23 protein-coding genes and 4 tRNA genes are annotated in these 20,912 nt (G+C 61.0%); 17 read left to right on the top strand and 10 right to left on the bottom strand.

What is annotated here, in order from left to right; all coding sequences use genetic code 11:
• Positions 1–62 precede the first annotated feature (62 nt).
• Entirely contained in the window at positions 63–395 is a 333-nt protein-coding gene (locus tag BN9444_RS01585; RefSeq protein WP_068801313.1) for a metal-sensitive transcriptional regulator, read from the bottom strand.
• 104 nt (positions 396–499) lie between these two features.
• Here BN9444_RS01585 and BN9444_RS01580 point away from each other — a divergent pair.
• From BN9444_RS01580 to BN9444_RS01550, 6 genes are all read left to right on the top strand, one after another.
• Positions 500–572, top strand: a tRNA-Glu gene (locus tag BN9444_RS01580).
• A 35-nt stretch (positions 573–607) separates the two neighbouring features.
• A tRNA-Asp gene (locus tag BN9444_RS01575) sits at positions 608–681 on the top strand.
• A gap of 321 nt (positions 682–1,002) precedes the next feature.
• Positions 1,003–2,901, top strand: a complete 1,899-nt coding sequence (locus tag BN9444_RS01565; RefSeq protein ID WP_068801311.1) for a VWA domain-containing protein — start codon at positions 1,003–1,005, stop codon at positions 2,899–2,901.
• Between the two features lie 128 nt (positions 2,902–3,029).
• A tRNA-Asp gene (locus BN9444_RS01560) sits at positions 3,030–3,103 on the top strand.
• A gap of 19 nt (positions 3,104–3,122) precedes the next feature.
• Positions 3,123–3,195, top strand: a tRNA-Phe gene (locus BN9444_RS01555).
• Positions 3,196–3,388: 193 nt separating this feature from the next.
• Entirely contained in the window at positions 3,389–3,670 is a 282-nt protein-coding gene (locus BN9444_RS01550; protein WP_068801310.1) for a GNAT family N-acetyltransferase, read from the top strand.
• 77 nt (positions 3,671–3,747) lie between these two features.
• On the opposite strand, the gene epsC is transcribed toward BN9444_RS01550, so the two are convergent.
• Positions 3,748–4,311: a serine O-acetyltransferase EpsC gene (gene epsC, locus BN9444_RS01545; RefSeq protein WP_066490337.1), complete on the bottom strand. Its 564-nt coding sequence runs from the start codon at positions 4,309–4,311 to the stop codon at positions 3,748–3,750.
• Positions 4,312–4,381: 70 nt separating this feature from the next.
• Complete coding sequence (cysK, locus tag BN9444_RS01540; RefSeq protein ID WP_066490339.1) at positions 4,382–5,320, bottom strand: cysteine synthase A; 939 nt, start codon at positions 5,318–5,320, stop codon at positions 4,382–4,384.
• Positions 5,321–5,577: 257 nt separating this feature from the next.
• Between cysK and ramA the strand changes: the two genes are divergently transcribed.
• Together ramA and murA are read left to right on the top strand one after the other, a co-directional pair.
• Complete coding sequence (gene ramA, locus BN9444_RS01535) at positions 5,578–6,417, top strand: acetate metabolism transcriptional regulator RamA (RefSeq protein WP_066490341.1); 840 nt, start codon at positions 5,578–5,580, stop codon at positions 6,415–6,417.
• 10 nt (positions 6,418–6,427) lie between these two features.
• The gene (gene murA, locus BN9444_RS01530; protein ID WP_066490348.1) at positions 6,428–7,696 is read left to right on the top strand and encodes a UDP-N-acetylglucosamine 1-carboxyvinyltransferase; all 1,269 of its coding nucleotides are present in this window, start codon (positions 6,428–6,430) and stop codon (positions 7,694–7,696) included.
• A 1,120-nt stretch (positions 7,697–8,816) separates the two neighbouring features.
• Here murA and BN9444_RS01525 read toward each other — a convergent pair.
• The gene (locus tag BN9444_RS01525) at positions 8,817–9,011 is read right to left on the bottom strand and encodes a hypothetical protein (RefSeq protein ID WP_068801309.1); all 195 of its coding nucleotides are present in this window, start codon (positions 9,009–9,011) and stop codon (positions 8,817–8,819) included.
• Positions 9,012–9,393: 382 nt separating this feature from the next.
• Positions 9,394–10,437: a pseudouridine synthase gene (locus tag BN9444_RS01520; RefSeq protein ID WP_084759215.1), complete on the bottom strand. Its 1,044-nt coding sequence runs from the start codon at positions 10,435–10,437 to the stop codon at positions 9,394–9,396.
• On the opposite strand from BN9444_RS01520, the gene BN9444_RS14630 reads away from it, so the two are divergent.
• The 4 genes from BN9444_RS14630 (at position 10,373) to BN9444_RS01505 (ending at position 12,629) form a co-directional block, all read left to right on the top strand.
• Positions 10,373–10,516 (top strand): hypothetical protein, encoded by a 144-nt coding sequence (locus BN9444_RS14630; protein ID WP_168162240.1) that lies wholly within the window; start codon positions 10,373–10,375, stop codon positions 10,514–10,516. The two genes, BN9444_RS01520 and BN9444_RS14630, sit on opposite strands and share 65 nt — an antisense overlap.
• A gap of 69 nt (positions 10,517–10,585) precedes the next feature.
• A complete protein-coding gene (locus tag BN9444_RS01515; RefSeq protein WP_066493443.1) occupies positions 10,586–11,482 on the top strand; it encodes a universal stress protein in 897 nt (298 codons plus the stop codon).
• A gap of 172 nt (positions 11,483–11,654) precedes the next feature.
• The gene (locus tag BN9444_RS01510) at positions 11,655–11,909 is read left to right on the top strand and encodes a GlsB/YeaQ/YmgE family stress response membrane protein (protein ID WP_066493446.1); all 255 of its coding nucleotides are present in this window, start codon (positions 11,655–11,657) and stop codon (positions 11,907–11,909) included.
• Positions 11,910–12,020: 111 nt separating this feature from the next.
• Positions 12,021–12,629 (top strand): TetR/AcrR family transcriptional regulator, encoded by a 609-nt coding sequence (locus BN9444_RS01505; RefSeq protein WP_066493449.1) that lies wholly within the window; start codon positions 12,021–12,023, stop codon positions 12,627–12,629.
• Here BN9444_RS01505 and yidC read toward each other — a convergent pair.
• On the bottom strand, positions 12,626–13,624 hold the full coding sequence (gene yidC, locus BN9444_RS01500) for a membrane protein insertase YidC (RefSeq protein ID WP_068801307.1): 999 nt from the start codon (positions 13,622–13,624) through the stop codon (positions 12,626–12,628). The genes BN9444_RS01505 and yidC overlap by 4 nt on opposite strands.
• A gap of 42 nt (positions 13,625–13,666) precedes the next feature.
• Between yidC and BN9444_RS01495 the strand changes: the two genes are divergently transcribed.
• Together BN9444_RS01495 and BN9444_RS14625 are read left to right on the top strand one after the other, a co-directional pair.
• Positions 13,667–14,404 (top strand): class E sortase, encoded by a 738-nt coding sequence (locus BN9444_RS01495; RefSeq protein ID WP_066493453.1) that lies wholly within the window; start codon positions 13,667–13,669, stop codon positions 14,402–14,404.
• The gene (locus tag BN9444_RS14625; RefSeq protein WP_168162241.1) at positions 14,405–14,557 is read left to right on the top strand and encodes a hypothetical protein; all 153 of its coding nucleotides are present in this window, start codon (positions 14,405–14,407) and stop codon (positions 14,555–14,557) included.
• Here BN9444_RS14625 and BN9444_RS01490 read toward each other — a convergent pair.
• Positions 14,554–15,105 carry a DUF2020 domain-containing protein gene (locus tag BN9444_RS01490; RefSeq protein ID WP_066513002.1) on the bottom strand — a complete coding sequence of 184 codons (552 nt, stop codon included), beginning with the start codon at positions 15,103–15,105 and terminating at the stop codon, positions 14,554–14,556. The two genes, BN9444_RS14625 and BN9444_RS01490, sit on opposite strands and share 4 nt — an antisense overlap.
• On the opposite strand from BN9444_RS01490, the gene BN9444_RS01485 reads away from it, so the two are divergent.
• The gene (locus BN9444_RS01485) at positions 15,104–16,255 is read left to right on the top strand and encodes a sensor histidine kinase (RefSeq protein ID WP_068801306.1); all 1,152 of its coding nucleotides are present in this window, start codon (positions 15,104–15,106) and stop codon (positions 16,253–16,255) included. The genes BN9444_RS01490 and BN9444_RS01485 overlap by 2 nt on opposite strands.
• Before the next feature lie 40 nt (positions 16,256–16,295).
• A complete protein-coding gene (locus BN9444_RS01480) occupies positions 16,296–16,931 on the top strand; it encodes a response regulator (RefSeq protein ID WP_066493463.1) in 636 nt (211 codons plus the stop codon).
• Here BN9444_RS01480 and BN9444_RS01475 read toward each other — a convergent pair.
• Together BN9444_RS01475 and BN9444_RS01470 are read right to left on the bottom strand one after the other, a co-directional pair.
• A complete protein-coding gene (locus BN9444_RS01475) occupies positions 16,928–17,242 on the bottom strand; it encodes a histone-like nucleoid-structuring protein Lsr2 (RefSeq protein WP_068801305.1) in 315 nt (104 codons plus the stop codon). The genes BN9444_RS01480 and BN9444_RS01475 overlap by 4 nt on opposite strands.
• Positions 17,243–17,478: 236 nt before the next feature.
• On the bottom strand, positions 17,479–18,108 hold the full coding sequence (locus BN9444_RS01470) for a DUF6474 family protein (protein ID WP_066493467.1): 630 nt from the start codon (positions 18,106–18,108) through the stop codon (positions 17,479–17,481).
• Between the two features lie 76 nt (positions 18,109–18,184).
• Here BN9444_RS01470 and BN9444_RS01465 point away from each other — a divergent pair, with 76 nt between their 5' ends.
• A complete protein-coding gene (locus BN9444_RS01465) occupies positions 18,185–19,639 on the top strand; it encodes a TM0106 family RecB-like putative nuclease (RefSeq protein ID WP_233423530.1) in 1,455 nt (484 codons plus the stop codon).
• Here BN9444_RS01465 and BN9444_RS01460 read toward each other — a convergent pair.
• Positions 19,634–20,911 (bottom strand): copper oxidase, encoded by a 1,278-nt coding sequence (locus BN9444_RS01460; protein ID WP_230383972.1) that lies wholly within the window; start codon positions 20,909–20,911, stop codon positions 19,634–19,636. The genes BN9444_RS01465 and BN9444_RS01460 overlap by 6 nt on opposite strands.
• Between the last annotated feature and the right edge of the window lies 1 nt (position 20,912).

Genomic DNA, 20,912 nt, shown 5'->3' with positions numbered 1-20,912 from the left:
CAACCGAAACAAGGCGCCTTACCGATAACCGGTAAGGCGCCTATCGCGTGGGGCCAGCGCTGCTAGTTCTTCACGAGCTTCTTAATCGCCGTCATGGCTTCCTCGAGCTTTTCCTGGGCCACGTGACCATCCTCGGCAGCGGCGCCAGCGACACAGTGCGCGATGTGGTCTTGGAGCAGCGCCAGCGAGACGTTTTCTAGTGCGGAGGTTACCGCGGAGATCTGCGTAATGATGTCGATGCAGTACTGGTCCTCGTCGATCATCCGGTGAATGCCACGCGTTTGGCCCTCAATTCGCTTGAGTCGAGCCAAATATTGCTTCTTTGAAATCTCCGACTGGTTGTAGCCATGCGTGCCGGGGGCGTGGCAGCCGCAGGGTTCTGCCTGTTCAGTCATGGTTTTTCAACTCCTCCTACGGGCGATTTTGTTGCATGGGGATCACTCCAGTATATTTCTAGGAGGTCGCATGTTGCACACTGCTGTGAGCGAACATGTACCGGGCCCCCATCGTCTAGCGGCCTAGGACACCGCCCTTTCACGGCGGCGGCACGGGTTCGAATCCCGTTGGGGGTACGAAGATTCTTTCTTCGTACAGAAAAATCGAATATGGCCCTGTGGCGCAGTTGGTTAGCGCGCCGCCCTGTCACGGCGGAGGTCGCGGGTTCAAGTCCCGTCAGGGTCGCATTGTGTGACGCACTCGGTCCTTGCTTGGTTTCAAGTAAGGACCGAGTGTTTTCTGTTCTGTTCCAGGTGCGACCTTTTGTCATCTCCGGTACTTTTGTGTAGTAAATCACTCTTCTCTATGCAAAGGCTAGGTTAGATGGCTACATCGCATTTCTCGCCTCGCACGTGGGGCGCAGTTCTTTCAATAATTTTCCTCAGTTTGCTGGTCGTCCCGTTCGCGGCCGCGCAGTCCGAGGAATCGTCCACGACAGCGTCGTCTACAGCGCCGAGCTCAGACGCGGGACCGACGAGCGATAAACAGTCCAAGGTGGCGCTTGTTATGGACGCCTCGTTCTCCATGGCGGATCCAGAAAGCGAGGGCGGCCCATCGAAGATGCAGGTGGCCAAGGACGCGACGAACCAGCTCGTCGATAAGCTTCCGGACAGCGCCCTTGTCGGCGCCGTCGCGTATGGCTCCAAGGAGTCGAATGCGCCGGATAATAAAGAGCGTGGTTGCCAGGATATTTCCGTGCTATCGCCGGTCGGGCGGATCGACAAGGCCGGGCTGAAAGACAGCTTTAATGCTTTGGAGCCCAAGGGCTACACTCCCATCGGAAACTCGCTGAAGAAGGCCGCGGAGCAGCTCAAAGCTGCCGGCGGCGAGGGCGAGAATTCCATCGTGCTCGTCTCGGACGGCATCGACACCTGCGCGCCGCCACCGGTGTGCGACGTGGCCAAGGAGCTTGCTGCTGACGGCGTGGGGCTCACGGTTCACACCATTGGATTCCAGGTCGACGAGAAGGCGCAGTCTGAGCTGGATTGCGTCGCTAAGGCAACGGGTGGCCAGTCGCTCGCTGCAGCGAATGCTGCTGAGCTTGCGCAGAACATGGAGTTCCTCACGCTGCGTTCTGTCAACATGTACGAGGCACGGGGCACCCCGTTCGAGTTCGCCGATGATCCAGACAGTGCCAAGTATCTCGGGGAGGGCACCTACCACACGAAGGTCCTGCCCCGTATGGGTAAGAACGAGGCCGAGGATCGTCCGTTCTACACCAAGCTTTCCGTGCCTGAGGGCTACAACGCGTATGTCACGGTTTTCGCTATCCCAGAGCAGAACGCGGATGGTAAGGTAACTTCGGACATCTTCTCCACGGTCGAGGCTGAAAACCCTGCGCCCAACTGTGAGGACTACGCGACCACGGTACAGCCGAGCCCACGCACGACGAGCGGCGGCCGTTACACGCCGCCCTATTCCGCCAGCGTGCTGGTGCAAAACGAAAAGCAGCCCGAGGACGAGGAAAATCGTTGTATCAAGATGGACGATTGGGACATCGTGACAACGCTGTACTTCGCTGACACGCTCAGCTCCGACCAGGTCAACCAGGATGTCGAGCTAGACGTTGAGGTCAACGTGCAGTACGTCAAGGCTGGCGCGTTCGCTGGCGACGAAAAGAAGCCGTATGCGTCTCGTGAGCTCCCTGGGGTCACGCAGATTGAGGAGGGCGCACCTGTGGCCGGCGGCGCTACCTTCGACTCCGCGGCAGCCGTGACGCCGGAGGAGACCTATAACGACGCCATCGTTGACGGCGAATATCGCTTCTATAAGTTTGATGTGCCCTACGGCAAGCGTCCGGTCGTGACTGTGCAGGGGCGCAAGACGGTCGCGGAGCACCAGAGCTACGGCTTGCAGTGGGATTTTTATAACCCCACGCGTGGCAGCGTGCTTGCCGGAGAAGATATCTACGTGGGAAGCGAAGAAGAAGTGAATCGCAGCGCCGGCGATTCCGCCGTGCAATGGGCTAACCGTACCGAGTACATCGATGGACCCCTGACGCTCCCCGGCACGTACTATCTCGTCTTCGCAAAGAGCGTGAATGGTAACAAGCACGATCGTACGGCGGGCATAGACCAGGGCTACTCGTTCAAGGTGGAGCTCGACGGTGAGCCGATGGACGGTCCCGAGTTCACGCCCAACTTTGAGCCAGGTGCCGAGCCTTCCGATACCCCCATCAACCTTGCGTCGGCCTCAGAAGACCTCGAAAAGGCCGCTGAGACGACCACGACCGAGGATGCGCCCAAGGAAGGGGACAATGCAGAGCAGCAGTCCGCTGATGTCGCACAGGCCGGTGAGGACTCTGCTGGTGGCAGTAAACTCAAGGGCATGCTCATCGGTGCTGGAGTCGTTCTCCTTATCGCGGTGGGCGCTGCGGGCGGATTCCTGCTCGCTCGTCGCAAATAGTATGTACGTCTAAGTTCTTCACCATGTCACCGTCCTAGAAAGGGGCGGTGACATGGTGATTTGTGTGATTTTAGGGTTGTTGTGTAGAGTAACTACTCGTGCCAGAGAGCACAACAACAATAGAATATGGCCCTGTGGCGCAGTTGGTTAGCGCGCCGCCCTGTCACGGCGGAGGTCGCGGGTTCAAGTCCCGTCAGGGTCGCCGAAGTCATCTGACTTCTGGCCAGATAGCTCAGTCGGTAGAGCACACGCCTGAAAAGTGTGGGGTCGCCAGTTCGATCCTGGCTCTGGCCACAAAATACTCCTCGTTCCGGTTTCCGGAGCGAGGATTTTTTGTTGTGCTGCCTTAAGCCCGGATTTCAGGACAAAGAAGCGGCTACAACTCACAGGATCTAGGGTCTTCGTTGTCCTGAACTGCCGCCGCGCGGCTGGGATGGGGGAGGACCGAGGTCTCGACGGGGAGGCAGGGTTTCGGCATAATGGCGACATGGATATCAACGTTGCACAGCAGACCGACCAGTCCCGCTACGTCATCACCGTCGATGGTGAAGAAGCTGGCTTCGCCGACTACAAGGACTCCGCTCAGGTTCTCGAGTTCGACCACACAGTCGTCCATGACGAATTCCAGGGCAAGGGCCTGTCCAAGCCGCTCATCAAGTTCGCGCTCGATGACACCCGCGCGGCAGGACGCTCCATTATCCCCACCTGCTCGGCCGTGGAGCGCTTCATCAGCAAGAATCCGGAGTACCAGGACCTCGTGGCCTCTTAGAGCCTGAGAAACGAACGAGAGCCCCATGCACTGCATGGGGCTCTTGGCGTGGCCCTACGAGGGGGCATCGGCAAGCTTTAGATGTAGTAGTCCGGGTCGACGAGCTTGATGCGCTCGTTGGGATTGCGTGGGCGGTTCTTCGCCGGGATGCCCGTAGCGATGTGGTCTGGCGGCACGTCTTTGGTGACGACGGCATTGGCGCCTACGGCCGAGCCGGAGCCTACCGTGATGGGGCCGAGGACCTTCGCGCCGGCGCCAATGGTGACGTTATCGCCGATGGTGGGGTGGCGCTTGGTTTGTGTGAGGACCTGGCCACCCAAGGTCACACCGTGGTAGAGCATGACGCCGTCGCCGATCTCCGCGGTCTCGCCGATGACGATGCCCATGCCGTGGTCGATGAAGAAACGGCGGCCGATCGTGGCGCCCGGGTGGATCTCCACGCCGGTGAAGAAGCGGTTGATTTGCGCGAGAATGCGCGCAGGGCCTCTCCAGCCTCGCTTCCACATCCAGTGGCTGATGCGGTGGCTCCAGATGGCGTGGAGGCCGGAATACACGATGGCATTCTCTATGTCGCCGCGCGCGGCGGGGTCATGATCTCGGGCGTTGGCGAGATCCTCGCGGATTCTGGAAAGAATGCTCATGGGCACCCACTCTAATAGGTATGAAAAACCGCCCGCCAAAATGGCGGGCGCGTTTATTCAGCGGTAAATCTTATGCCTCGCGGATGTCCTCGAACAGGACGGTGGAGACGTAGCGCTCACCGAAGTCAGGAGCGACGACGACGATGGTCTTGCCTTCGAACTCCGGGCGGTCAGCCAGCTTCAGAGCGGCGGAGACGTTCGCACCGGTGGAGATGCCGACGAGCAGGCCCTCCTCGGTGGCGAGCTTACGAGCGGTCTCGATGGACTCCTCGTTGGTAGCCGTGAGGATCTCGTCGAGTAGCTTGCGGTCGAGAACCTCCGGGATGAAGTTGGCACCCAGGCCCTGGATCTTGTGCGGGCCAGCCTTGCCCTCGGTGAGCAGCGGGGAGGAAGCCGGCTCGACAGCAGCGAGGTAGAGGTCTGCGTTCTTCTCCTTGAGGAACTTGCCGGCACCGGAGACGGTGCCGCCTGTGCCGACGCCGGCGACGAAAGCGTCAACCTTGCCCTCGGTGTCGTTCCAGATCTCCGGGCCGGTGGTGGCGTAGTGGATAGCCGGGTTGGCCTCGTTGCCGAACTGGCGAGCCAGGATAGCGTTCTCGTTCTGGGCGACGATCTCGTTTGCCTTGTCGACAGCGCCCTGCATGCCAGCGGCGCCCGGGGTGAGGACGAGCTCTGCGCCGTATGCGCGCAGGACAACCTTGCGCTCGTTGGACATGGTCTCCGGCATGGTGAGGATGACCTTGTAGCCCTTGGCTGCACCAGCCAGGGCGAGGGCGATACCTGTGTTACCGGAGGTTGCCTCGACGATGGTGCCGCCCGGCTTGAGGTCGCCGGACTTCTCCGCGGCCTCGACGATGGCCTTACCGATGCGGTCCTTGACGGAGTTAGCCGGGTTGAAGGACTCAACCTTCACGAGAACCTCGGCCTTCTTGCCCTCAACAAGGCGGTTAAGGCGCACCAGCGGCGTGCCGCCGATGGTGTCGAGAATGGAATCAAATACCTGTGCCATGGTGTGTGGCCTCCTAAAATCTGTTGGTCTTTCTTTGCTAGCGCCGATCCTACACTATCGTCCTAGACCGCTCGGTTCGCAAATTCTAGACAGATATTTATTCTCTTTGGTGGAATGTTTACGATGCGGAATTAGGGTAGAGGGGTGGGTGTGGTTTACGATTACCCCCGTAAGCCGAAAACCTATCGGATATTTGCCCGCTTCCCTGAGTGGGACTAGGGCACCTTATTGGGTGTCCCCGAGCCTGGAGTAGTTACATGGATACGCCCCGCATCAAAGATGACGAAGAAGCCGTCCGCGCCGCGCTTTCTTCCCTGAAAAACGCCACCGGAATTCCCGTCACCATGTATGGCACGCTGCTGGCGGATAACCGCCTGCAAATTACACAGTGGGTGGGCCTGCGTACTCCGGCTCTCCAGAACCTCATCATTGACGCTGGCGTCGGCGTCGGTGGTCGCGTGGTCTCCACCCGCCGCGCCGTGGGTGTCACGGATTATGCTCGTGCCAACACCATCTCCCACGAGAATGACCGCGCCATGCAGGACGAAGGTCTCCACTCCATCGTGGCTGTCCCCGTCATCGTGCAGCGTGAGATTCGTGGCGTTCTCTACGTTGGCGTGCACTCGCCGGTGCGCCTGGGGGACAAGGTCATCGAAGAAGTAACGATGACTGCTCGCTCCCTCGAGCAGGACCTCGCTGTCAACTCCGCTATGCGCCGCGCCGATGGCGCCAAGGGTGCTGCGGCACGCGGCAACGTCATGAACGGTGCTGAGTGGGAGCAGATTCGTTCCACGCATTCCAAGCTGCGCATGCTGGCTAACCGTGTCGAGGACGATGATTTGCGCCGCGAGCTCGAGATGCTCTGCGACCAGATGGTCTCTCCGGTTCGCGTCAAGCAGTCTACGAAGCTGTCTGCCCGTGAGCTCGACGTGCTTTCTTGTGTGGCGCTGGGCCACACCAACATCGAGGCCGCCGAAGAAATGGGAATCGGTGCCGAGACCGTCAAGTCCTATTTGCGCTCCGTGATGCGCAAGTTGGGCGCACACACGCGTTACGAAGCGGTGAACGCGGCTCGCCGTATTGGCGCCTTGCCGTAAACTGTCCCGTGTGAAAGACATCTTTAACGTAACCGGTGGAGCCCGGCTTGCAGGCACCGTCAAGGTTGATGGCGCCAAGAACAGCGTGCTGAAGCTCATGGGAGCCGCGCTGCTTGCAGAGGGCACCACAACCCTGACCAACTGCCCGGAAATCCTCGACGTGCCTTTGATGAAAAAGGTGCTTGAGGGCCTGGGATGCATCGTGACCATCGACGGCGACCGCGTGGAAATCACCACGCCGGCGGAATTGCGTTCCGATGCCGACTTCGATGCCGTCCGCCAGTTCCGTGCGTCCGTCTGTGTCCTGGGGCCATTGACTGCGCGGTGCGGCCACGCCAAGGTCGCTCTCCCCGGCGGCGATGCCATCGGCTCTCGCCCGCTCGACATGCACCAGTCCGGCTTGGAAAAGCTCGGCGCCGTCACTCGCATTGAACATGGCGCCGTCGTCGCCGAGGCCGAAGCCCTCCGCGGCGCAAAGATCTCCATCGATTTCCCCTCGGTGGGTGCGACCGAGAACATCATTACGGCCGCAGTCCTGGCTTCGGGCGTCACGATCCTCGACAATGCGGCACGCGAGCCCGAGATTGTCGATCTGTGTTCGATGCTGGTTTCCATGGGTGCAAAGATCGAAGGCGCGGGCACGTCGACCATCACCATTGAGGGCGTTCCTTCGCTTCATCCCACCGAGCATGAGGTCATCGGCGACCGTATCGTCGCCGGTACCTGGGGTTACGCCGCAGCCATGACGCGGGGCGACATTACGGTAACCGGCATCGCGCCGCGGCACCTGCACCTGCCGCTGGAGAAGCTCAAGCTCGCCGGCGCGAATGTTGAGACCTACGAGAATGGTTTCCGGGTGCGCATGGACGGCCGCCCGAAGGCCGTCAACTACCAAACGCTGCCGTTCCCGGGATTCCCCACCGACCTTCAGCCCATGGCCATCGGGCTGTCCACCGTGGCAGAGGGGATGACCATGATCACGGAGAACGTTTTCGAGTCACGCTTCCGCTTCGTGGACGAGATGCTCCGTTTGGGTGCGAAGGCGACGGTGGATGGCCACCACGTTGTTATCCGCGGCAAGGAAAAGCTTTCTTCTACGCACGTGTGGTCCTCGGACATTCGTGCCGGCGCCGGTCTCGTGCTCGCCGCCCTGTGCGCGGACGAGGTCTCTACCGTCCACGATGTCTTCCATATCGACCGTGGATACCCGAATTTCGTGGAGAACCTCACCGCTCTCGGTGCCACTATCGAGCGTGCACAGGAAGAAACCTTCTATTAACCACGATTCGGGATCGCCAGGTAGGTGCTGCGAAAGTGCTACTTACCTGGCGATTTGCGCGTTTTCAAAGGCTCGCCTATATTTATCCGAGCTGCCAGCGAGATGGCCGAAAGGTTACGAGCTAGCGGCAATCAAACCGAATCGACATGGATTTGACTTATAAAATTCATTTCGTTAAGTTTGAACAAGTCGCTTGAGAGCAACTCGTTAAGGGTTGTGGTTGAGTGTACGGATGATGTTTGAGAACTCAATAGTGTGCCAATGTACTTTTTATTTTTGTCTGTTTCAGATGGTGATGGTACTGCACTCGGGAGGGTGTGGGAGAGTAAGTTACCGCCGACATAAAAACAACAAACAACAACTACATATTTAAAGGCCGCTTGCCGGGAAGAACACGCTTCTTCCCGGCAAGCGGTCTTTTTGCGGTCTTGGCATACCGAAGGCAGAACGCGCCGACGGTCATGCCGAGCCTTTTGGCGGGCCGGCGACAGTCGGAGCCTGAAACGTAAATGAGGCATCGAATCTACCGCTTCGCGATTCTTCAACAGCTCATACATAATGGGGTGCTCGAATGCATCGGCCTCGCTACATCCCGAGTACAGGGCTATCGTTACGCAGAGGGGTCATCGGCACACGGAGGCACGCGAGCGCTACACGCCCACACGTTTTGCTCAGTTTTGCGGAAGTAGTGGGAGACATTTAATAAGGGGAGCGGTTACGAGTACTGGCCGGAAGGTTTCGTCGTTTCGCATATGTGACGTTGAGGAGACGGCATTCGCTGCGGACGCGAGGGGCGAAGTCGAGCTTTTCGTCCGTTCCCTTTGAGGTGAGGTGATGACATACGTGTATGTCCGCCGATACCGGCAGGCTGCGATTCAAGGGGGCCTGTCGTTTGCTTGGTGGGACGCTCGCTACTTTGCGTTAGCGTCGAACGGAAGGCATCCCATCTTTCCATCGGCTCGTACTGGAGGGGCCGAGTAGAACGGCGCGACTGCCTGCGCGCGGATACAGAAGCGTGCGGCACGCAGTTACGCATTTAGTTCGGAAACGGGACGTTGGGGTCGTGCCAATTCGTGATGGGATCGTTGACGAATACGGGGTCGAGGCGGGGCGGGCGCTGCTACTCGGGAAGGAAGCTGTAGGTATACAGCACGGGATTGTGGATGGTGAGCTCGTAGTTGACGCCGCGGTCCTCGGCTTGGGAGACGAGGTTGTTGACCTCGGCGCGATGGAAGAGGTGGACAGCGGCGAGCAGTGTCGCGGCGAGGAGGAGGACAGTGGCGGTGACAATCTTGAGCATTGTTGCGGCCTTCATGGCGTTCCTCCTCCTGGTGTTTACGGGCTTGAGGGTATCGGAGTGGAGTGCAGGGTGCAACGAGGCTTGATAGCAGACAGAGGATGCTAGCGAGGGTCGGGTGGCAACGGAGTTCCAACGAAGCGGGCCGCGAAAGTTCCTATGTTCGAATATTCACAGCAGTCACAGAGGTTAACTTGGGAGATCCGCAGGCAACTGACTTGGGGGCTCGCCATTATTGTGCGGATCGGGCATGGGGAGAATTGAAATGGGAAATTGTGTTGTTATAGCTACCCCATTCTTTGACCAGCGGTTTTCGCAGCATTTCTCATCGTGCGAAAAGCATGAAAAATCCCTCTCTGTGTGCACCGGAGAGGGATTGTGGGCGTGTAGGACGTCAATTTTAGAACGTAGTGACTAATTGTGACGTGAATGTGCGTTGCTCGCCGCTCAGCGGGTCGGTGAAGGAGAGCGTGCGCGCAATGAGATGCATCGGGATGGTCATGTCTTCGGCGTCCTCGGGGAGCACGGTGGGATAGACCGGGTCGCCGAGGATGGGGTGGCCGGCGGCCCACATGTGGAGGCGGAGCTGGTGCGTCTTCCCGGTGGTGGGCTTGAGGACGTAGCGCGCGAGCGAGGGTTGCGGGCCGTGGATGGCTTCGAGGGCTGCCTGCTCCGAACTAGACAGGGGCATGACAGACTCGAGCGTGGTGATGGCGTTGGGTTCGCCTTCGACGAGCGTGCCTTGGATTTCGCCGGGGACCTTGTGGATGCGGGAGCGCCAGGTAACGGGGGCATCGGAAGGCTGGTAGGCGGCGACGGCCTCGTAAGTCTTGGAGACTTCCCGGTTGGCGAAGAGGGTTTGGTAGGCGCCGCGGACGGTGCGGTCCTTGGTGAAGAGAAGGACGCCGGCGGTAAGCCTGTCGAGGCGGTGGGCGGGGGAGAGCTCGGAAAGACCGGTCGAGCGGCGCAGGCGCACGGTGGCGGTCTCGGTGATGTGGCGCGCGCGGGGCATGGTGGCCATGAAGTGGGGCTTGTCGGCTACGAGGAGTTGGTCGTCTTCGTAGAGGATCGGAATGTCGTAGGGGACGGGTGTTTCCGGAGCGGGGGTGCGGTAGAAGTAGACGTCGGAGCCCTCAGTAAGGACGGAGTCCGGAGAAAGGACGGTGCCGTCGCGGAGAACCACCTCGCCAGCATCGAAGCGGGCGAGGACTGCGGCCTCGTTGTCTGAGGGGTGGCGGTGGCGCTGGGAGGATACGAGGTGCCAGACGAATGAGTAGGCGGTGAGCCCGGGTTCGGGAACGCGGGCGCGAGTGGCGTTGAGACCATCGCGGATGGGCAACGGGGTGAAGCCTTTGCGCATGTGTACTAATCTATTGGCCATGGATTTTAACGCCCTTCTCGAACCGATTGTCGCCTTCTTCTCCGATGGTATCGGTGCTGTCATCGCCCGGATCGGTGAGTTCTTCTATAACGTCTTCTTCCCGGCGAATGCGGAGGCCGCTCACACCACCCCCGAGATGTGATCTAGCTGGTAGCGTCCGGTCTTATGGGCGGTATACTAACGGTATAACCACTTCGAAAGGATGGATGTCATGGCCAAGGAAGACATTGTTGTCGTTGCAGTCGATGGCTCGGAGGCGTCAAAGAACGCTGTGCGGTGGGCCGCAAACACCGCGATGAAGCGCGGCATCCCGCTGCGTATTGCGTCGAGCTACACGGTTCCGCAGTTCCTCTACGCAGAGGGCATGGTTCCGCCCAAGGAACTCTTTGATGATCTGCAGGCGGAGACGCTGGAGAAGATCGAAGCTGCACGTGCCGTGGCTCATGAGGTTGCGCCGGACATCAAGATTGGCCACACCATCGCTGAGGGTTCGCCGATCGACATGCTGCTCGAGATGTCGCATGACGTCACCATGGTTGTCATGGGTTCCCGCGGCATGGGCGGCCTGTCCGGCATGGTTATGGGTTCGGTCTCCGCGTCGGTTGTCTCCCACGCGTCCTGCCCGGTCGTCGTCGTTCGCGAGGACAACCAGGTCACCGAGTCCACGAAGTACGGACCCGTTGTGGTCGGCGTCGATGGCTCCGAGGTCTCCCAGAAGGCTACGCACTACGCGTTCGCTGAGGCTGCGGCCCGCGGTGCTGAGCTTATCGCCGTCCACACATGGATGGATATGCAGGTGCAGGCGTCGCTTGCCGGCTTGTCTGCCGCGCAGGCCGAGTGGGCCGAGGTTGAGAAGGAACAGGGGGTGCTGCTCACTGAGCGCTTGGCCGAGTTCCAGGCCGAGTACCCGGATGTCCCGGTGAAGAAGGTTATCGCTCGTGACCGTCCGGTGCGCGCGCTTGCCGATGCCGCCGCGGGTGCCCAGTTGCTCGTTGTCGGCTCGCATGGTCGCGGCGGCTTCAAGGGCATGCTGCTGGGTTCCACCTCGCGCGCGCTGCTGCAGAACGCGCCGTGCCCGATGATGGTTGTCCGCCCGGATTCTGAGTGATAACCGTGTGCGTTAGTTTCTCGGAACATTTATAGAATGTTTCGATTAGCTAACGAATGAGTAAGCGTCCAATAACGATATTGGACGCTTTCTCGCTTTTTCTCGATTTTCTCGAGCAACGGGCGCACCATGGGAGATGGACCAAAAAGTTACTTAGAAAAGGAGCGCTCTCATGAGCTTCATTGGTTGGATTATCGTCGGTATTATCGCTGGTTGGATTGCAGAGAAGATCATGGGCCGCGACGACAGTCTCATTATGAACCTGATTATTGGTTTGGTGGGTGCTTTCGTGGGTGGCGGCATCCTCAAGCTGCTGGGTATCGGCGGCTCGAACGGTTGGATTCTCTCGATCGTTACCGCGGTTGTGGGTGCGGTTGTCTTCCTGTGGATCGTGGGTCTTATCCGCGGTCGCGGTGCGAAGAAGTAATATAATTCGCGCCGGACATACCGGTTTGTCTACAGTGTGTAGATGAACCGGTTTTCCAGTTTTTCACCCCCTGGCTGGAGCCACCTACCCGATACCCCGTGAAGGAGCACTGTGACAACCCCGAAGAAGTCCCGACGCAACCGGCCAAGTCCGCGTAGCCGCCTGCTCGAGTCGGCGACGAACCTCTTTAACACGGAGGGCATCCGTGTCATCGGCATCGACCGCATCCTGCGCGAGGCGGACGTGGCGAAGGCGTCGCTCTACTCGCTCTTTGGCAGCAAGGACGCGCTCGTCATCGCGTATATCGAGGCGCTTGACGAGCAGGCCCGCACCGTATGGACTGAGCGCACCCAGGATGCGACGACGGAGGAGAAGGTGCTTGCCTTCTTCGACATCGAGATCGAGGAGCAGCCGGGCAAGGAATTCCGTGGCTCGCACTTCCTCAATGCGGCGGGCGAGTATCCGCGCCCGGAAACGGACCTAGAGCGCGGCATCGTCGAGGCGTGTCACACGCACCGCGATTGGATGCACACGGTGCTCACGGACCTGCTCAGCGCGCGCAACGGCTATCCCTCGGGCGAGCAGGCGAACCAGATTCTTATCCTGCTCGACGGCGGTCTCGCGGGGGCGCGCCTGCGTCGCGACGTGGCACCGCTGCGGACTGCGCGCGAGATGGCGCAGCAGATGCTTGCTGAGCCGCCGGCGGATTACACGATTTAGCTCTCTTCACCGGACTTCTTAGCTTCGCGCTCCTCGCGTAGGAGCTGCGCGCGCAGCTCTGCGACGCGCTTGGCCTCGGCCTTGGCGGCCTTCTTCTGCGCGCGGCGCTCGGCGCGGGGGATTTTACGGGATGCCCTGTGGCGCTGCCAGGACTCGCGGCGGGCGGCATGGGCGGCATCGGAAAGCGGGTAGCGGCGGCGTAGCAGGGTCTCATTGACGAGGGTCTGGGTGAGCGTATAGAGGTTCGACGTGAACCAGTAGAGGATGACCGCCACGGGGACGGGGCCGTGAATGGCGGCATTCCACAGCAAGTAGGGGGTCAGCACTGCGAAGAACGCGAGCACGTACAGCATGCGGCGCGGCATGGTCTTGTCGAATTGGGTGGTGAGGAAACCGCGGTAGCAGGAGATGCACATGTTGATAAATGTGGCAGCGAGCGCGGCGAGCAGAAGCGGCATGATGAGGTGGCGGACCTCGCCGCCAGTGACGCCGTACTGCGTGGCCCAAGACTCGGGCATGGAGACATAGGCGGGTAGCGGAACGCCGGCGAGCGTGGTGCTGCGGAAATCTTCGACCTCATCCGCGGAGATGAGCCCGATGGCGCCCGTAAACGACGGGCGGGCCATGCGCAGGATGACCTGGTAGAGGCCGATGAAGACGGGCACCATGATGAAGGGAATGAGGCAGCCGGCCACGGGGCGGTAGTGGTAGCGCTCGTGGACTTCCTTGACCTTTGCCTTGTGTGCCGCGATGTCCGCTGTCGTCGTGGCCTGGTCGAGCTCCGCATTGAGCGCGGCGAGCTCAGGGCGCATGAGTGCGGAGCGGCGGCCGGAGCGGATGGCGGACCAGTTAAGCGGCCAGATGAGGGAGCGCACCGTGAGCACGAGGAGCGGAATCGATACGAGCCATGCGGTCTGATCGCCGAGGAAGCTGTGGAGAATGAGGTGCCAGAGCTTCATGATGGCAGAGACCGGGTAGACGAAGATATCAATCACGCGGGTTCGGGCCTTTCTCTGAAGGGCAGTACAGTGTTGAGCATGAAGAAGTCGCTCATGAGCGTCACCCACGTTGTGGGCGAGCTGTTGCTTACCGCTGGGGTCCTTCTCTTGCTCTTCGCATTCTATGAGTCCTACTGGACGAATATTGAATCAGGCAAGCTGCAGGATCAGGCGTCTGAGAAACTCGATGAGGAATGGGTCAACCCGCGCGGGCAGCTCCACCCGGAGCTGGGCGAGGCTTTCGCCCGCATGTATATCCCTACGTTCGGCTCGGATTACCAGTTTGCGATAGTCGAGGGCACGAACGACGAGGACCTTCTCGCTGGCCCTGGGCGCTATACGGACAGCCAGATGCCTGGGGAACTCGGAAATTTCGCCGTTGCCGGCCACCGCGTGGGCAAGGGTGCCCCGTTCAATGATCTGGGCAACCTGCAGACGTGCGACGCGATTGTGGTTGAGACGCAGTCCGAGTGGATTACCTACCGCGTGCTGCCGATTGATGGTGAGCCCGCGGACTGCCTCACGCCCGAACAACAGGGGAAGCTCACGGGCGAGTATGCGAACGTGCTGGGCCGCTCCATTACGCTTCCGAGCGACGTGGGAACCATCGCGCCGGTGCCTGGGACGGACAACGCGGAGGCATCGGAAGGCTTGATCACCTTGACGACCTGCCACCCGCAGTTCTCGAACGCAGAGCGCATGATCATCCACGCAATGGAGACGGACCATCAGCCGAAGGTCGCGGGCGAGCGCCCAGCCGTATTGGAGGAAAGCTAAATGTACAGAGCCATATGGAACCTGCTGCCGGGGCCGCGCTGGGTGAAAGCGACTTTCTCGCTCGCCCTGCTCGTCGCCGTATTCTTTCTGCTCATGGACGTCGTGTTTCCATGGGTGTCGGAGATGATGCCGTATAACGACGTAGCGGTTTAGAGCCCGAGGTTTTTAATTGCTTCCTTGGCGATGAGTTCGGCCTTGACAGTCTGTGCCTGGTTCGTCCACACGAGGACGGCCTCGTTGTCCTTCTGGACGGCGTAGACGGAGAGCTCCTCGTTGAGGACGCCACGGCCGCCTTGCCAGCCGCCCTCATCCACAGGCTCCGTCTGGTCGATGGGGGCGGCCCAATCCACGGCGGCGCGGGCGCGCTCTACGGTGCCGAGGTCGCGCACCATGACGGTCGCCTGGGGCGCTTCGGGGTAGGACCAGAAGACGCAGGCGGGCGTGCCAAAGCGGGTATCGAGACCCTGCTTGGTCATGCGCTGGCCGTTGGTCTCCGCGACCCATTGGGGGTCGAGGTACGGGCATTCCTGATCCCACGCGTTGACGATGGCGGGGGAATCCACGGGAAAACCGTCGACCGCCGCGTTATCCGTGAGCGGGTCGGCGGCGACGGCACTCGATTCGGCGGGTTCGGGAGTGTCCTGCGCAGAGCAGCCAGCGAGGAGGGCGGCACACACGAGGGGCAGTAGGATATGGCGCATGGACACCAGCTTAACGACAGAATCTGATGCACTGCGCAATGGCGTGCATATCCTCACCACCACGCTGCTGGTCGTGGCCATCTTTACGGTGGTGTCCATGCCTATGAGTTCGGCGGTGTCCACGCTCATGTTGTTGTCGACCTTCGCCATTATCTACTTCGGTGGTTGGAATTTCCTCGAGCGCTGGACGCTGGGGCCTAAGATTTTGTGGCTCGTGGTGCTCACCGTGACGTGGTTCGCGGCGATGCTCATCGCGCCAGCGGCGATGTACCTGCTGTTCTCGCTTATGTTCCTCTACCTCTTCGTCGTGGACGATTGGCGCGGCATTCTCATGGTGGGTTTTGCAACGGCGCTGTCGATTGGCGTGCAGATTCCGAACGACATCACCTTCGGCGGCGCGATGGGCCCGCTGGTCTCCGCGGTGGTCGTCGTCGCCATCTACTACGCGTTTAGCGCACTCGCCGAGATGACACGGGAGCTCAAAGAAACGCAGGCTCAGCTCGCGGAGTCCGAGCGCAATGCGGGTGTCATTGCTGAGCGTCAGCGCATCGCCCACGAGATTCATGACACGTTGGCGCAAGGGCTCTCCTCTATCCAAATGCTCCTCCACGCGGCGGATCGTGACCTCGACACGCACAACGAGGATAAGGCGCGCGAGCGGATTGCGCTCGCGCGTACCACCGCGTCTGACAACCTCCATGAGGCGCGTGCAATGATCGCTGCTCTTCAGCCGACGGCGCTTGCGGAGACCTCGCTCGCTGGCGCCTTGGAGCGCATGACGGCGAATTTCGCGGCGACGGCCGGGATTGACATCGACGTTGACGTGGAAGGCGACGCGGCCCAGCTACCCATGAAGATTGAGGCGGCGCTCCTGCGCATCGCGCAGGGCGCTGTGGGCAACGTGGTGAAGCACTCGGGCGCGACGAAGGCGCGCGTGACCGTCACGTACGACGAGAACGAGGTGCGTGTGGACATCGTGGACAACGGGCGGGGCTTCGACCCTGCGGCCGTGGAGGCGCGCCCGGCCGGACTCGGACACATTGGTCTGTCTGCTATGCATCGCCGGGCAGAAGAGCTGGGCGGGACCGTCACCCTCGAGTCCACGCCGGGCTCTGGGGCGGCGGTATCTGTTAGCGTGCCCTTAGTATAGAATGACGGTGTTCAAAAGTTTGATATAAGGAGCGTTCGTTGTGATTAGGGTCCTGCTGGCAGACGACCATGAAATCGTGCGCCTCGGTCTCCGCGCCATCCTGGAAGGTGCAGAGGACATCGAGGTCGTGGGTGAGGTCGCGACGGCAGAGGCCGCCATCGACGCCGCCGCGCGCGGCGGGATCGACGTCATCCTCATGGACCTGCGCTTCGGCGCGGGCATCGAAGGCACCCGCGTCATGGGCGGCGCCGAGGCCACCCGGGCCATTCGCCAGGGCGACAACCCGCCCAAGATCCTCGTCGTGACCAACTACGACACGGACGCGGATATCCTCGGCGCCATCGAGTCGGGTGCTGTGGGCTACTTGCTCAAGGATGCGCCGCCGGCGGAGCTCCTCGCGGCGGTGCGCTCCGCGGCGGACGGCGACTCGGCGCTCTCGCCCGTTGTCGCTGACCGTCTCATGACGCGCGTGCGCACTCCGCGTACCTCGCTGACGCCGCGCGAGCTCGAGGTCCTGCAGCTGGTCGCCGCAGGTGCGTCGAACCGCCAGATTGGCCAGGACCTCATGCTCTCTGAGGCGACGGTGAAGTCCCACCTCGTGCATATTTATGACAAGCTGGGCGTGCGTTCGCGCACCTCGGCCGTGGCTGCGGCGCGCGAGCAAGGCGTGCTTTAAGCGTTGGCCTCGTTGTAGGCCTCAATGATCACGTTAGGGATCTTGCCGCGGTGGGCGACCGGGATGCCCCGGGTGCGGGCCCAATCGCGGATGACGCTGGGGTTCACACGGCGTGCGTCGGGCTCGGGTGCGATGCGCGCAGCACTCACAAACGGATCGAGGGCAGCGCGGAATTTCGCCGCGTTGGCAGGGGAAAGATCCAGCAAGTACGTCGTTCCGTCGACGGAAAAACGGATGACTTCCATTTCGCTTTCGGACAGCGGGGTGTGGTCCAGGTCGTCATAGAACTGTGTGACTTCGCGACGTGACATGGGAAAAGCCCTTTGAATACTATTGTGGGGGTTTCGACTATGCAATGACAGGTGACTTTGTCCCGCAAAACAGTGCTCCGTCTTTCTCATGGTGACAGAACATGGGACTAATTCGATCATAAAATCGGTCGCGTCAACAAAAGCGTTACGCAATTGAAGAAGAAATTCCTCAAATTAATAAAACAACCCGGAATCACCATAAAGGTGCATTCCGGGTTAATCGAAATCGAAGGAAATTACAGGCGTTCCTGGATTTCCTGAGTAACTCCGTCAATATCGGCCGAAATGGATTCATGTGCGCGGCGACGTTGCTGGTCCGTCATGTATTCGGCGTTGTCGACCGCCTTGTCGAGCTCGTCGAGACGCTCGCGGACGTCGCGCTGGAAGCCCGCCGGAAGGCCCGAGCCCGGCAGCGAGTTGCGCACGCCAGCGATGCGCGCCTTGAGCGGAGCGCCGTGGCCCGACAGAGACGCGAGCTGGTCCACGGAGACGCCGGCCCGCTTGGCCTTGCGCTGCTCTAGGGCCTCGCGGCCGGACATAATGCCACGGTAGATAAGCGGCAGCAGCAGCGGGGCGGCGGCGCGGAGGGCGCCGGCGTAGCGGTTGACGGTCTTGGCGTTGAAGCGGCCTTCTTTAATCTTCTGCAGCTCCTGCTTGGCGCGCTTCTGCTCGTGCTTGCGCTTGCGCTTGAGACCCTTTTCCTCGGCCTTAATGAGGTGCTTTTCCTGCTTGGCTAGCAGCTTTTGCTGACGTTCGCGTGCCTTGCGGGCGTCCTTGACCTCGGCCAGAGCGCGGGTCTTTGCTGCCTTAATCTCGGCCTTCGCCTCGTTGCGACGCTTGCGGAGGGTCTTCATGATGCTGGCCATGGGAATCAGTTCCTTGTGCTTCGTTGATGTTTGTGCGTTTATCGTCTTCCAACTTTACCCGTTAGGCTTGGAAGGCGTGAGGAACTACAGCGTCGGTCCCGTAGAGGCCAGCGATCTCGTGGGCTGCCGTTACCGGCTCGTGCAGCGGGAGCGCTACCCCGATGTTCCCTCCACCCATGCAAGCCTCGCCCGTGCAGAGCGTGCCGATGCCGCCCGTGCTGCGGTCCATTCCCTCCTTTCGTCGAGCTCTAAAAATTTCCGGCGGGTCGACCTTGGAGGCGACGACTTCGCACGTGAGATGGCGACCCTCGAGGCGATGGCCGCGGGAGTCCATCTCATTACGAATGCCCGCTTTCGCTATGGCGGCTGGTACGTCGAACTCGACGGGCTGGTGCGTGACGGCGAGGCCTACCTGCCCATCATCGTGAGTAACCACCGCGTGGCGAAGAAGAACCCGCATGCGACGCTCCCCGGCGTGCCGACGCACAGGCTGGGACTTTCGGCGCCGCTCGACCTGCCCTATAAGCTGCGCCATCACCCGGTGGACGGCTACCGTCTCGCACTGGGCGCGTGGGGCTTACAGGAATCCGACCTTGACTCCGGCCGGGGCGTCGTCATCGGCCAGGACCGAGAGACCGCGTTCGTCGTCGAGACCGGTGATTACTTTGAGGCGACCGAGCGTGCTCTCGCGACGCTGGAGGACCTGCCCGACTCCCCGCGCCGTGTCAAAGAGTGCGCCAGCTGCCGGTTCTGGGAGTTCTGCCGCCCGGAGCTCGAGCGCATGGACGATATTTCGCTCTTCCTGCCTGGGGATCGCGGTCGCAAGTACAGGGAGCGTGGAATCCACACGGTGCACGGCCTCATCGAGGCGAACCTCGGCGAGCCTAGTCGTCTCGCGGCGGCGTGGGAACGTGGGATCCCACTTCTCAAGCGCCCTACCTTTGCCCCGCCGCGCCGGGCCGACGTGGAGGTCGACATCGACATGGAGGCCTACCTCGACCAGGGCGCGTACCTCTGGGGTGTGTGGCACGACGGTGCGTACCACCCGTTCGTCACGTGGCAGCCGCTGGGCGGCGCCGCAGAAGGTGAGAATTTCCACGAGTTCTGGACCTGGCTGACCGAACTGCGCAGCGCCACGCATGCGCGCGGCGAGACCTTCGCCGCCTACTGCTACTCGGCGCATGGGGAAAACCATTGGCTGCGGTCATCGGCAGAGCGCTTCGGAATTGCACAGAATGAGATCGAAGAATTCATTACTTCCGAGGACTGGGTCGACCTCTTTCTTGACGTCAAACGCAGCTTCGCTGGCCCGCATGGCCTCAGCTTAAAAACCGTCGCTCCCGTTGCTGGCCATGCGTGGGCAGAAGACGACTTTGATGGCGAAGCGTCTGTCAACGCACGCCGTGCCGCCGTTGCAGGCGACGAGAGCGCCCGTGCGCGCCTTCTGGAGTACAACTGCGGCGACGTCCAGGCGACGTACCGTATTCGCGAGTGGATGAGTGCTGGGGCGCCGGGCATCGGCGATTTATAGCTGGAACAGGACCCAGACGAGCGCGAGGATGGCGACGCCGATCGTGATTTCCATAAAGCGCGGCTCGGGCTCGGCTGCGGGTGCCTCTTTCTCCTTCTTCAGCACCGCCTTCTGTGCCTTGACCGCGCGGATCATGAAGATGGGGAAGACCGCCAGCGAGCCTAGACACAACAGCGACATGACGACGTTCTGGTAGGAATTCGTGCCGGAAATCCACAAGAGCAGGCCGCCGTTGATAAATGTCCAGCGGAGTAAGCCATACCTGTACATCTCTATTAAGCCCGCGCGCGTCGCGCCGGGGCCACCGCCCATGGTCGAGGGCAGAAGGTAGCTCATCATGCCGATGAGTAGCTGCGCCGCAAAACCGACGAGGAGGGCAATGGTGGGAACCTTCGGCTGCATCTGCAGCATGAGCTCCACCGCGTAGTAGGCGAGCGTGAGCACGAGCCAGGTGACGGCGGCAATGGAGGACGCTGACGCGTACGTGAACTGCTTGAGGTTGACGTTGCCCAGCCACTGCTGCCAGGCGAGGACCCAGCCGATCACATACACAACGAAACCGAATTCTGGAAAACCAACGAGCGCGCCGATAATCGTGACGAGGACGCCCGCGCCCAGAATCCACAGCGTGGGCGTCATGTACTTCGAGATGCCCTGAGAGCGCCACACGGTGGGCAGGAGGATGGTGAGGCTGGCTGCGGCCGCAAGCCCGACGAAGCCGCCGATATTCGCCGCGATGTGTGCAATGAGCAGCCGCGGATTGCCCGGATCGAGCGCAAGCCAGCCGCCAAAGAACGCGCCGACGGGCAAGCAGAATGCGGATGCCGCATACGCGCCGACGATGGGCCGAAAGCGTTTCCCGGACGCACCCTTCCACTGGCCGAGGATTTCTACGCCGTGCCACGCCATGAGTACTGCGATGATGGCGGCGCCGGTAATAGTCGCGTAGGGAATCGCAAAGACCTGGCCCACCATGACGATGATGGCGCCGATATTGAGCCCGTAGATCCGATACAGCTGGCGGGGACGGGCGGCATCGGCAAGCTTGTGCTGCACGAATTTCTCGGTGAGGTGTTGGGACCACACGAGGATGGAGTTGGTGAGAATGCCCAGGGTAAAGACGTGGACGAGGAGCCATCCGTAGTTGGGGATGGCGAAGTGAGTAAGTCCAATGAGGATGAAAACCATCATCCACACGGACACCGGCCGCGCGGCGCGGCGATGCCACACGCGCGGGGAAAACTTTTCCTCGACCGTCTTTTGGTTGTTCATT

The sequence above is a fragment of the Corynebacterium phoceense genome (assembly GCF_900092335.1).
GTDB lineage: Bacteria > Actinomycetota > Actinomycetes > Mycobacteriales > Mycobacteriaceae > Corynebacterium > Corynebacterium phoceense.
The sequence above is the reverse complement of the archived record's forward strand: the minus strand, read 5'-3'. Positions and strand labels throughout refer to the sequence as shown.